The sequence below is a fragment of the Streptomyces sp. NPDC088400 genome, assembly GCF_044753355.1.
Taxonomy (GTDB): domain Bacteria; phylum Actinomycetota; class Actinomycetes; order Streptomycetales; family Streptomycetaceae; genus Streptomyces.
Map to the genome: position 1 here is coordinate 309512 of NZ_JBIVMZ010000011.1, position 11189 is coordinate 320700.

Annotated in this window: 11 protein-coding genes and 4 pseudogenes; 6 read left to right on the forward strand and 9 right to left on the reverse strand. The window is 69.5% G+C overall.

Annotated features, from left to right (window positions below; all coding sequences use genetic code 11):
- Positions 1-149 precede the first annotated feature (149 nt).
- The 4 genes from ACIQD6_RS26865 to ACIQD6_RS26880 form a co-directional block, all read right to left on the reverse strand.
- The gene (locus ACIQD6_RS26865) at positions 150-758 is read right to left on the reverse strand and encodes a hypothetical protein (protein ID WP_401886779.1); all 609 of its coding nucleotides are present in this window, start codon (positions 756-758) and stop codon (positions 150-152) included.
- A gap of 270 nt (positions 759-1028) precedes the next feature.
- Positions 1029-1952 (reverse strand): MOSC domain-containing protein, encoded by a 924-nt coding sequence (locus tag ACIQD6_RS26870; protein ID WP_401886781.1) that lies wholly within the window; start codon positions 1950-1952, stop codon positions 1029-1031.
- A 62-nt stretch (positions 1953-2014) separates the two neighbouring features.
- Entirely contained in the window at positions 2015-2509 is a 495-nt protein-coding gene (locus tag ACIQD6_RS26875; RefSeq protein WP_401886784.1) for a DUF6643 family protein, read from the reverse strand.
- 297 nt (positions 2510-2806) lie between these two features.
- Entirely contained in the window at positions 2807-2947 is a 141-nt protein-coding gene (locus tag ACIQD6_RS26880) for a hypothetical protein (protein WP_401886787.1), read from the reverse strand.
- Between the two features lie 87 nt (positions 2948-3034).
- Here ACIQD6_RS26880 and ACIQD6_RS26885 point away from each other — a divergent pair, with 87 nt between their 5' ends.
- From ACIQD6_RS26885 to ACIQD6_RS26895, 3 genes and pseudogenes are all read left to right on the forward strand, one after another.
- On the forward strand, positions 3035-3283 hold the full coding sequence (locus tag ACIQD6_RS26885; RefSeq protein WP_401886789.1) for a hypothetical protein: 249 nt from the start codon (positions 3035-3037) through the stop codon (positions 3281-3283).
- Between the two features lie 311 nt (positions 3284-3594).
- Positions 3595-3710, forward strand: a pseudogene (locus tag ACIQD6_RS26890) (signal peptidase I); the annotation flags it as partial.
- Positions 3711-4101: 391 nt separating this feature from the next.
- Positions 4102-5890 (forward strand): annotated as a pseudogene (locus tag ACIQD6_RS26895) (Tn3 family transposase); the annotation flags it as partial.
- Positions 5891-5945: 55 nt separating this feature from the next.
- Here the strand turns inward: ACIQD6_RS26895 and ACIQD6_RS26900 are convergent.
- The gene (locus tag ACIQD6_RS26900; protein ID WP_401886792.1) at positions 5946-6581 is read right to left on the reverse strand and encodes a LysE family translocator; all 636 of its coding nucleotides are present in this window, start codon (positions 6579-6581) and stop codon (positions 5946-5948) included.
- A gap of 97 nt (positions 6582-6678) precedes the next feature.
- Positions 6679-7149: a YbaK/EbsC family protein gene (locus ACIQD6_RS26905; protein ID WP_401886795.1), complete on the reverse strand. Its 471-nt coding sequence runs from the start codon at positions 7147-7149 to the stop codon at positions 6679-6681.
- 126 nt (positions 7150-7275) lie between these two features.
- Here ACIQD6_RS26905 and ACIQD6_RS26910 point away from each other — a divergent pair, with 126 nt between their 5' ends.
- The gene (locus ACIQD6_RS26910) at positions 7276-8376 is read left to right on the forward strand and encodes a DUF5937 family protein (RefSeq protein ID WP_401886797.1); all 1101 of its coding nucleotides are present in this window, start codon (positions 7276-7278) and stop codon (positions 8374-8376) included.
- A 334-nt stretch (positions 8377-8710) separates the two neighbouring features.
- Positions 8711-9664: pseudogene (locus ACIQD6_RS26915) on the forward strand (IS30 family transposase).
- 224 nt (positions 9665-9888) lie between these two features.
- Here ACIQD6_RS26915 and ACIQD6_RS26920 read toward each other — a convergent pair.
- Positions 9889-10098, reverse strand: coding sequence for a hypothetical protein (locus ACIQD6_RS26920; protein WP_401886838.1), 210 nt, complete (start codon positions 10096-10098; stop codon positions 9889-9891).
- Between ACIQD6_RS26920 and ACIQD6_RS26925 the strand changes: the two genes are divergently transcribed.
- A complete protein-coding gene (locus ACIQD6_RS26925; RefSeq protein ID WP_401886800.1) occupies positions 10000-10731 on the forward strand; it encodes a hypothetical protein in 732 nt (243 codons plus the stop codon). The genes ACIQD6_RS26920 and ACIQD6_RS26925 overlap by 99 nt on opposite strands.
- Here the strand turns inward: ACIQD6_RS26925 and ACIQD6_RS26930 are convergent.
- Complete coding sequence (locus tag ACIQD6_RS26930) at positions 10706-10903, reverse strand: transposase (protein WP_401886803.1); 198 nt, start codon at positions 10901-10903, stop codon at positions 10706-10708. The two genes, ACIQD6_RS26925 and ACIQD6_RS26930, sit on opposite strands and share 26 nt — an antisense overlap.
- Before the next feature lie 68 nt (positions 10904-10971).
- A pseudogene (locus ACIQD6_RS26935) lies at positions 10972-11189 on the reverse strand (hypothetical protein); the annotation flags it as partial.

Sequence of the window (11189 nt, forward strand, 5' to 3'; positions counted from 1 at the left end):
GGAGTTGACGCGAGCGGCAGGTCCGGGGCGAGTTGGGGCCTCTCGTCTGGATCTTGCCGGGCCCGCGTGCCCCGGCGCGGCGCTCCGTCACACGAAAGCCCCTCGTCAGCGGGGTGAGCCGGTGGACCAGGAACTTCGTCCCACCGGCCCTAACTGCCCGCGCCGGTACGTCCCCAGTCGGGACCGGCCGCGGCCCATGCCTGGTCGAGCCGCCTGTACCGCCGCTGTACGAGCCGCCATACGATCAGCCGCCTGCCGCACTCCACCAGCCCGGCTGCGAGCACGGTCGCCCCGAATCCGGCCAGAACGGCGTGAGTGCGGGCGCCGGTCGCGTTCATCGGGCTCTGCACCTGCTTGCCCCGGTCGTCGGTCCACAGGCGGAACGTGTCGCCCCGCCGGGGTTTGTACAGCGGCGCCGAGACCGTGCCGCTGTGCGCGCTGCCGTCCGTCGCGCGCCAGGTGGCGTTCACGCGGGTGCCCACGTCCTGTGTCGCGGCGGACTCGGTGTCGTACGTGGTGAAGCGGGGCTCCGTCGAGCGGCCGACGACCACCGCGGTCGTACGATGCCGCTGCTCGTGCTGGAGACGTACGGTGTCGCGCAGCGACGAGTCGACGGCACGACCGCAGAACCAGCCGGCGACCGGCGTGGCCAGCGCGAGCAGCAGCACCGCCGCCAGCGCGATCCACGCCTCGATGAGATCGGTTCCTCTGCGCAGAGGGTTGCGCCTCCAGCGCCAGAGTCCCACGATGGTCCGCACAGCCGTGTGCCCCCTTCTCCTGTCCTCCGTGTCCGTCTTGGCCCGGCCCGGCACGTTTTACGCACCATGGGCGTGAGGAGAGAGCAAGCTCACCTCTGTTCTGTGTGCCATAAGTAATCCGTGCCGTATGCAATCAACGGGCATACCGGTGCTTCGTGTTCCCGAGGAGACAGGTCTCACACGGGTGTGCGGCGGCGGTACGTGGAGTTCCGGCCGCCGGAGTACCGGCGCCGGCAAGCGCCGGGCGGGAAGCGCCGCTGGTCGGCGCTGTCAGTCGAGGACCGTCACCGGGTCGCCCACGCGGACCGTGCCGGTCGACTCGGGGACGAGGTTCTGCCCGAACAGCAGTTGACCGCCGAAGCGGCGGTAACGGCCGAGAGTGCGCAGCGGTTCCTTGCCGCGCTCTGCGGTCCGCTGGTCCGTGGTGGTGATGACACAGCGGCCGCAGGGCTTCGCGACACGGAAGGTGAGGTCGCCGACGGCGATGCGCTGCCAGTCGTCCTCCGCCCAGGGCGTGGTCTCCGCCACCACGAGATTCGGCCGGAACCGGTCCATGGGCAGCGGGCCCTCGTGGGGCTGGTCTCCTTGTGAGACAAGGGAGTTGAGGGCGTCCAGCGAGGCGGTGGTGGTGACCAGCAGCGGGAAGCCGTCCGCGAAGCTGACCGTTTCCCCGGGGCGTGCGTAGAGCGGGTCGATCGGCCGGCGCCGGGCCGGATCGTCGAGATGCGCGAGCCGGACCTCCACCCCGAGGTATGTGCTCAGCTCGCGGTCCGCGTCCCGCCCGCCCGGATCCCGGCTCTCCCGCCCCCGGCCGTCCCCGGCGCGCTGTTCCCCGTCTCCGTGGTGCGTGTGGTGTCCGCTGTGCCCCGCGTGCACCGACTCGACCTTGGTCCCGAAAATGTCCACCACGACCGTGCCGTCGGCGGCCGGATCGGGCATCGCGACGGTCAGCGGCTCAAGGCCGGGCGCGTACAGCCGGATCCCGCCGTTCGGCAGCGGCTCCGCGCGGACGAGCGCCAGCCGCGGCTGCTGGCGCTGTGTGACTGCCTTCCCCGTCGCGTCGATCAGCGTCCAACGCCGGTCCCCGGCGAGCCCCCAGGGCTCCACGACGGCGCTGTCGGGCGCACAACCGGCCATCGACTTGACCGGATAGAACCGCACGGCTTGCAGGACGGGGCGGGCTGACTGAGGCATGACGCCATCATCTCAGTCGGCCCGGACGATCTCAGTGACCTCGGACTTCGCGCTCCCGCAGATCAATACCCCCGGCTCTGGTAGGGCCGGTTGTACGGGTCGTCGTACTGCGTGGGCTGTGCGGGGGCCGGCCGCGGGGATGCCGGGCGCATCGCCTCGTAGCCCGTGCTCGCCGGCATCGGACGCTGCTGCTGGGCCGGCGCCTGCTGCTGCGGCTGGCCGCCCGGGTAGCCGCGGGGAGCGCCCTGCTGCGGGATGTACGGCGAGGGTGTCTGCTGCAAGGGCATGGGCTGTTGCATCTGCTGCATCGGCATCTGCTGTTGCTGCTGATAACCGCCGTACGCGGGAGAGGGCTGGGAAGGAGCCGCCGGGAGGGCGGGAAGCGCGGAGGGCAGAGCCGGCAGATAGCTGTTGCCCGTGTCGTAGGCGGAAGGCACTCGGATCGGAGCGATCTGAGGTGTGCCGCGCTCCGCGACCAGCGAGTCGTAGATTGGGGTGTCCGGGAACGACGGCGCGGTGTAGTAACCGCCGCCGTAGGTGGCGCGGGGGGAGGTCATAGGACATAAGTTAAGCCCACGATGTGCCGGTTGGGGAGCCCCAGTCTTGGGGGTATCCGTTTTATGCTTGTTCTGCCGCCTGACTTGCCCAAACATCGTTAAAGCATCCGTAACAGAGGAGGCTTTTAGCTGGAGGGCCTTGCGGCTAACGAGAAGTGGCGGATGGGCTACACCCGCGTGGCACTCGCCGGGGCAGAGGGCTCCGATCCCGAGCGCGGAGTTCCGGGACGCGGTGACGACAGTCAGATGGAAGGCCACATCGGCGTTGACGAAGGCCACATCCTCCCTGCTCTACACCTACGGGCCCGGCGCGATGATGGACTTGCCGCAGTTCACGATCATGTCGACCGGGCTGGACGACTGGGACCGGATCTCGCGCCGCCGCGACGCGCTCCCGCCCACGATCCACGCGCCCCGCCTGAAGGGCGTGGTGCGCATGATGCTGCGCTCCAACGATGTGGAGCTGCGCCCCTACCCGTGGCAGCCCAAACGGCACAGCCGTTCCGTCGAGGACAACGACCTCGGGTGCCGGCGCGGGTGTTCCCGCAGTGGCTGCGCTGCACGGGCTGTGACCGGCTGGGCATGTTGTCCCAGTTCGTGGGCATCTCGAAGGTGGCCAACGACCTCATCGACGAGGGCTGGGAGGTGGACCCGGGGGACCTGGCCACCGTCACTCCGTACATCACCAGCAAGACCCGCCGCTTCGGGACCTGGCACCTGGACATGGAGCCGCCCGAGAATAAGGCGGTAGGGCGGCTGCGGATGGCCGCATGATGGGGCTATGCGGTGAGGTCGAGAATGTCGGCGACGAGGCGGGCTTTATGGCGGAGCGGCGAGCTCGCCGCAGGTGCGCGTGCTGCCTGAAGATGGCGCCGATGTCACCCCTGCGGTGGCAACATCGCCCTCCGAGGACCCGAAGTTCTCGACGTCGGCCCCGCCGTGGTGCTGTACGTTCTCGTTGCCCAGTGCCTGGGGGAAATGTCCACGATGCGGGGCCAGCGGGGAGGGTTCATCCGGTGGGGGCTCTAGGCCGTGTATCGAAAGCGCTGACTGCGAGTGCAAGAGCGCTGCTAGCGTTCGGCCACGTGAATGACAGCGTGTACGTGGGCAACGCAGGCAAGGATGCGGCCTGGACCGAGGATGGCTCCTCGGGCACTCCAAGGACGTTGGCGACCCGCGGCACAGCGAGTCGTATCGCGTAGCGACGGCGCGGTGCCTCTTGAGGCGGTTGATCCCGCACTCGACCGCATGGCGCTCACGGTAGTCGACCGGGTCGAAATGTCGCGGCCGGCCACCGCAGGAGCCGAGCTTCTGACGGTTACGCGCCTGGTCGGCCTTGTCCGGGATAGTGCAGCGGATCCCCCGGCGACGCAGGTAAGCGCGGTTCTTGCGGGAGGCGTACGCCTTGTCAGCACGCACCCGATCGGGACGGACGCGCGGCTGGCCCGGCCCGATGCGGGGCACGAGAGGGTGCAGCGTTCGCAGAGCCGTCCGCCGAGAAGCAGGCCCTCGAAGCCGCAGCGGTCGCAGCAGAAGTCGCGGCTGATGCCTGCGCAGTCCCGGCAGATCGCGGCTCCCGCCGCGTCCCGACCGGCAAGCAGCCGCTCGGTTCCGCGCAGGTGGACGACAAGCTGGTGCCTCCGGCGTGGCGCAAGGCGGTGTACGCCAACCCCGATCTGCCGCAGGCTGTGGTGTCCCGTGACGCGTACGTGGTGTGCGTGCTGGAGCAGCTGCACCGGGCCCTGAACAACCGCGACGTGTTCGCCGCACCGTCGCACCGCTGGTCCAACCCGCGGGCGCGCCTGCTGGACGGGCCCGACTGGGACGCGGTTGAGGAGGACATGCTGGCTGGGCTGAGCCTGGACATGCCCGTCACCGAGCACTTGGCGGAACTGGTGCGGGGCCTGGACGCCGGATGGAAGCAGCTCGCCGAACGCCTGGAAGAGGCCGGGCCGGCGGCGAAGGTCTCCGTCGAGGTCCAGGACGACGGGCGGGTGAAGCTGCACGTCGACAAGCTCGGCGCGCTCGGCGAACCGAAGTCCCTGACCTGGCTGCGCAAACGGGTCGAGAGAATGCTCCCGAAGATCGACCTGCCAGACCTGTTGTTCGAGGTGAACGCCTGGACCGGGTTCCTCGACGCCTTCGTGCACCTCGGCGACGGCACGACCCGGATGAAGGACTTGTCCACCTCGGTGGTCGCGCTGCTGGTCTCCGAGGCATGCAACATCGGCCTTGCCCCGGTGGTCAACCCCGGCTACGAGGCGTTGACCCGGGCCCGGCTCGTGCATGTCGACCAGTACTACCTGCGCGCCGACACCATTGCCGCGGCGAACACCGCGCTGATCGCCGCCCAGGCCGAGGTGCCCATCGTGAAGTTCTGGGGCGAGGGCCTGCTCGCCTCGGTGGACGGGCTGAGGTTCGTCGTCCCCGTCCGCACCATCAACGCCGCGCCGTCGCCGAAGTACTTCGGATTCAGGCGCGGCATCACCTGGCTCAACGCGGTCAACGACCAGGTCGCGGGCATCGGACAGATGGTTGTCCCAGGCACCCCGCGCGACTCCCTGCACATCCTGGACGCGCTGCTGAACCTTGACGGCGGCGTGAAGCCGGAGATGGTGGCGACCGACAACGCCTCTTACTCCGACATGGTGTTCGGCCTGTTCAAGATCCTCGGCTACAACTTCTCACCCAGGTTCCGCGACCTGGACGACCAGCGGCTCTGGCGGGCCACGATGCCCGGCGTCGAGACCGGCACCTACGGCGCGGTGGAGGACCTGGCCCGCAACCGCGTGAACCTGAACAAGGTGATCACGCACTGGCCGGACATGCTGAAGGTCGCCGGTTCCCTGGTCACCAACCAGGTCCGCGCCTACGACCTGCTGCGCATGTTCGGCCGCGACGGCCGCCCGACGCCGCTCGGGGCGGCGTTCGCGGAGTACGGGCGGATCGCCAAGACCGAGCACCTGCTGCGCGTGGTCGACCCGGTGGACGACACCTACCGGCGGCAGATGAACCGGCAGCTCACCGTGCAGGAGTCCCGCCACAAGCTGGCCCGGGACGTGTGCCACGGCAAGCGCGGCACACATCCACCAGGCGTACCGCGACGGGATGGAGGACCAGCTCGGCGCGCTCGGCCTGGTCCTCAACGCCATCGTGCTGTGGACCACGAAGTACATCGACGCCGCCGTCGGCCGGCTCCGCGCCGAAGGCCACGAGATCCAGGACGAGGACGTCGCCCGCCTGTCCCCGCTCAAGCACCGCAACCTCAACCTGCTCGGCCGCTACAGCTTCACCGCCTCCACCCCGGCAGCCGGCGCCCTGCGCCCGCTGCGCGACCCGGACGCGCCGGAGCTGGACGAAGACGACGGCACTGGAGACTGACAGGCAGGCGGCTGCGGGCGGAGCCGGGGCGCGCGGGGTGGACGTTGCAGCGGGGTCAGTGGCGGGTGGTGGCGACGGCGAGCCCGAGGCCGATCAGTGCGATGCCGCCCGTGCCGCCGATCATCGACAGGCGCCGGTCGGAGCCGGCGAACCAGGTTCGGGCCGCCGAGGCACCCAGGCCCCAGACGGTGTCGCAGACCAGGCCGATCCCGGCATGGATCAGGCCAAGGACCATCATCTGCAACGGGATGTTCCCCGCGTCGTGGTTCACGAACTGTGGCAGGACCGCGGCGAAGAAGACCAGGCCCTTGGGGTTCGTGGCGCCCACCAGCAGGCCGTCCAGGACGGTGTGCAGATCACCGCGCCGTTCGCCCTCCCCGGTCGTTAGATCGGCGCGCAGCCGGCCACGGTGGCGGTACGCCTGGACGCCGAGGTAGACGAGGTACACGGCGCCGGCCAGCTTCACGGCGGTGAACAGGGTGGTCGAGCTCTGGACCAGGGCGCCGACGCCGAGTGCGACGGCGAGGACGAGGGCGTAGCAGCCCAGGAGGTTGCCCAGGACGGTGGCGAGCGCGGTGCGGCGGCCGTGCGCGAGGGCGCGGCCGACGACGAACAGGACGCTCGGGCCGGGGATCGCGATCACGACGAGGGACATCGAGGCGAACGCGAGAAGGCTTTCCGTCTTCACCATGAGCTGGGACTTCCTGATCTGTGCCGCGCAACCGACGAAGGGCGGTGCTGTGGTGTGAGCAGTGACGAGGGGTGGGCCCGGCGCGCAGGTGGGACCGCTACCGAGAAAGGGCGCCCACCTGGGCGCGGGGGAGGCGGGCCAGGTCGGCGGAGTTGATCTGGAGGGTGCGGTCGGCCGATCCGGCACCGCAGTAGACGGGCCGGCCTGGGTTGGCGACCGCGGCATCGATCAGGCAGGGCACCCCGGGCCGGTGGCTGACCGGAGGCACGCCACCGGGCACCAGGCCCTCCGCGGCGAGCAGGCCGGCGTCCGCCGCGCGCAGCCGGGAACGACTAGTGCCCGAAAGAGCCGCCAGACGGGCGAAGTCCACCCGATCCTCCGCCCGCAGCACCACGAGCAACAGCGAGAGGTCCGACGTAGCGAAGGCGAGCGTCTTCACCGCCTGCGACCAGGGGAAAGGCAAGGCTTGGCGCTCGGCGACACTGTGCGCGGCGGCATGCTGGTGGACGGTGTACGGGCAGCCGTCAGAGTCCAGTACGGCCTGCCAGGGCGCTTCGGGCGTACTCATGGAGTCACCTGCAGCCTTTGCTCGAAAACGGAGGGGAGTCGACCTGCGGCCGGACGGCGCGCGATCCGCTCCTGAGCCTGACCGGGACGACCGGTTCCGATCAACTGATTGTGAAATCCTGCAATCGTGATCACCCTGCGCTTCGCCGAGACGGCCGAGGAGGACATCGCCTTCTCCGTCTCCCCCCTGCTCGAAGCCGTCCACTCCTGGCACGTCCTCACCGACCCCGGCCACCACGCCCTGCACGTCCCCTGGGTCAGGCGGTGCCGCCGCCTGCCCGCCGCCCTGCGCCGGCGTATGCGCGGGCACGACTTCGTCGTGGCCGACTACATCCCCGCCCTCTTCGAAAGCCGCACCGGTGATCACGACGCCGACTTCGCGGACCAGCTCGCGGCGGTACGGGGCCTGCCGCCCGCTCTGCTGGCCGCCGAACTCGCCCGAACGCTCGTCGACACCACCCGCCACACCGGCGACGACCTCGTCGACGACCACGCCACCCGCGACGCGGTACTCACCGAGTACCGCAACAGCGACCCAAGCCGGGCGGCACGCCTGGAGGGCATCCTCACCGACCCCCTCCCCGTCCTCGACGACGCGCTCACCGTGCTGGAGGACTACTGGGACGCCGCCTTCGCCCAGGAGTGGGAGCGCATCGAGCCCTCCTTGTACGAGTCGATCACCCGCTCAGGCGCCCGGATCGCCCACCACGGCCTGTTCCCGATGCTCCGCACCCTCGCTCCCCAGATCCGCGTGGACCCCGGTCGCCGGACCCTGCGCCTCGACCGACCGCACGACCACGACATCTCCGTCACACGCGACCACCCCGTGACGTTCACCGCCAGCCACTACGTTTGGCCCCACGTCCGCGTCACCTGCGACGCCCCCTGGCCCCTGCGGATCACCTACCCCGCTCTGCCCCTCGCGCCCGCCTCGACCGCCCGCCCCGCCAGTCAGGAAGACACTCTCACCGCGCTCCGGGCTCTGGCCGCCGCCCCACGCCTGCGGATCGTCACCCACCTCGCCGCCCAGAGCCGCACCACACAAGAACTCGCCTCTCTCCTCGGCCTGTCCCCCTCCGTCACCTCCCGTCACCTCCATCAGCTCACCCAGGCAGGACTCACCACCACCCAGCGCGAGGGCTACTACGTTCTCTACGCCCTCGCCCCTGCCCGCCTCGACCAGATTGCCACCGCCCTCATCACTCTCGCCCCCAGGCCCGAGGACTGAGCGAACGCTGTTGCAAGCCCCCGCGGGCATCGCCAGAAATAGGCCCTGTGTCGGCAAACGATGGCACCCTCAAGTGATCAACGCACCACCCGCGGATGATCATGTGATCGTGGAGGTACAGGTGCGTGACTACGGGTTTTCGCCAGCTCAACAGGATGAGATCTGGAGGCGCTGGCGCGAAGGGCAGTCGTTCAGCTTGATAGGGCGGGCGCTCGGGGCTCCGATGCAGCACGCCCGTCGGTTCCTCTACTAGAGCGGCGGCGTCCGCCTCACCCCGCAGACGCGGACAGAGCGGCATCTGAGCGGCAGCGAGCGTGAGGAGATATCCCGCAGTATCGCCGTCGGGGAATCGGCCCGGCAACTCGCCAAGCGGCTGGGCCGATCGCCTTCGACCGTCTCCTGCGAGATCGCCCGCAACGGCTGCCGGGACCGCTACCGAGCTGCCTCGGCCGATGCAGCCGCCTACGAGCGCGGGCGCCGCCCCAAGCAGGCCAAGCTCGCCCAACAGCCTGCTCTTCGCGTCCTGGTGGAAGCCAAGCTGGCTCTGTGCTGGTCACCGGAGCAGATCGCGGGATGGCTGCGACGACAGTTCCCTGGTGACGCCGCCATGCAGATCTCGCACGAAGCGATCTACCTCTCGCTCTACGACCCCCGCCGGCGCCAGGCCATCGACCGCAGCCTCACCCAGCGGCTGCGGTCAGGCAGGCCCATGCGCCGCCCGAAGCTCGCCCGCCAGCCCACTGGGCGGGGCATCATCCGCGGCATGGTGTCCATCACCGACCGCCCAGCTGAGGTCGAGGACCGCAAGGTCCCCGGCCACTGGGAGGGGGACCTTGTGATGGGCACCCGGCCCTCGGCCGTGGCCACGCTGGTCGAGCGCACCAGCCGCTACACGGCCGTCGTCGCGCTGCCGGACGGTATCAAGGCCGAGCAGGTCACTCCTCACCTCACCAGGAGTCTCCTCGGCATCCCGCCCCAGCTATGACGGACACTCACCTGGGACCGGGGCCGGGAAATAGCCGAGCACCAGGCCATAACCGCCGAGACCGGGATGCCGATCTACCTCTGCAAGCCACTGAGCCCGTGGCAGCGCGGCACCAACGAGAACACCAACAGGCTGCTACGGCAGTACCTCCCCAAGGGAGCGGACCTCCGCACGTTCAGCCAGGCCGACCTGGACGCCATCGCCCACAAGCTCAACCATCGTCCGCGCAAGATCCATGGCTATCGCACTCCGGCGGAGGTCTACGCTGACCTTCTGAACAGCGGTGATGCGCTGACCGCTTGAGCTCGCCATCGAATGACGACAGGAGGCCCGAGCGTCCAATGAACCCGTGCAATCCGGGGGTTCGCGGCGGCCCGAATCCAATCAGATCCGATGGCAATTGCTGACAGGGTTTGACGACAGATAGGGTCCGATCCTCCGTACGGAAGGGGCCCACGAGTGGCGAACCTGGTCTACAAGCGGGTCTCGACCGACCAGCAGTCGACCGCCCGCCAGGACCTCGTCCTTCACGAGGCCGGGATCGAGGACCCGGTCGTCTTCGAGGAGGACCCGGGCACCTCCAGCCGCAGCACCCGAAGTTCCGTGAACTGCTCACTTACGCGCGGCTCGGCGACACCGTGCACATCTCCGAGATGTTCCGCCTCGTACGCGGCACTGGCCACATCCTCGACCAGCTCGACGTCCTCCATCGCGACCAGGTCGCCCTGCGCATCCACGACGGCGCGTTCTCCGCGATGGACCTCACTGCCCGCCACCCGCGCACCGGCGAACTGCTGTCGACCGTGAAGGTCATGGTGCAGACTCTCGCCGCCGCCGGCGAACTCCAGCGCGACCTCCAGCGGGAACTGACCTACGACGGACTGCGCGCCGCCGAGGCCAAGGGCAGCAAGGGCGGACGCCGCCCGGCCGTCTCGGCCGACAAGACCGACGCCGTGCGCACCGCGTACCTGGAAGGCCGCTCTATCGCGGCCCTCGCCCGCGACCACGGGCTCAGCCGCGGCGCGATCCGTACCGCCGTCGCCGACCTCCTGCCCGACCACACCACAATCGAGGAGGACGCGCCCGTCCCGAAGCTGCCGGTCACCCTCGACATGCCAGGCAAGGCCGCCGACTACCTCCGCACCACCGAACTGGAGCCCGCCGAGCGCGCCGCGCTCGACCAGGGGACGACCGTACGGCGCGGCCAGGGCTACACCCTGCGCGTCAGCGCCGTCCCCGCCGTACACCGCCAGTTCCTTGCTCACTGCCAGCCGCTCGACGGCGTCCAGGACGTCATGGCGGTCCCGGCCCAGCGCAAGGCCCGGCGCGAGTACGAGAACCGGGTCAGCGCCCTCGCAACCGGACCATGATCGTTCTCACCGATAACCGCTGTACCGATGTTCCCCGAGGCCGGACCCGGAACCGTATGCCGTCGATCAACTGCCGCCGGGACCAGACAGGCGGCCGTCCCGCCTTCGTCCCCTTCGGCAGCAACGGCTCCAACATCACCCACTGCTCGTCCGTGAGATCTCCCCGCCCCATGAACCGCGATCATCCATGCCTCATGATCCACTTTCGATACACGGCCTAGGGCCTGTGTGATGTCGTGATCAATCGGCTGCTCGTAAGAGGTCTTCGAGCCAGATCATTGAGGCGCGGAGTTCGAGGCCGGCGAGGTAGCTCTCGGGGGTCTTGTCGAAGCGTGTGGCGATGCCGCGCCAGTCCTTCAGCCGGTTGGTTGGGTAGGCCGCGCGACGAGGTGCCTGCCATATGCAGGCCCTTTTCCGCACGGCCCCCCTCCGAACCCGCCGTACGAGTTTCCCCGTAA

What these genes read in the sequence shown, in the direction of transcription:
- ACIQD6_RS26870 (WP_401886781.1), bottom strand. Translation starts at nt 1,952, where the DNA reads ATGCCTCAGTCAGCCCGCCCCGTCCTGCAAGCCGTGCGGTTCTATCCG.
- ACIQD6_RS26875 (WP_401886784.1), bottom strand. Translation starts at nt 2,509, where the DNA reads ATGACCTCCCCCCGCGCCACCTACGGCGGCGGTTACTACACCGCGCCG.
- ACIQD6_RS26880 (WP_401886787.1), bottom strand. Translation starts at nt 2,947, where the DNA reads ATGCGCACCACGCCCTTCAGGCGGGGCGCGTGGATCGTGGGCGGGAGC.
- ACIQD6_RS26900 (WP_401886792.1), bottom strand. Translation starts at nt 6,581, where the DNA reads ATGGTGAAGACGGAAAGCCTTCTCGCGTTCGCCTCGATGTCCCTCGTC.
- ACIQD6_RS26905 (WP_401886795.1), bottom strand. Translation starts at nt 7,149, where the DNA reads ATGAGTACGCCCGAAGCGCCCTGGCAGGCCGTACTGGACTCTGACGGC.
- ACIQD6_RS26930 (WP_401886803.1), bottom strand. Translation starts at nt 10,903, where the DNA reads ATGGGGCGGGGAGATCTCACGGACGAGCAGTGGGTGATGTTGGAGCCG.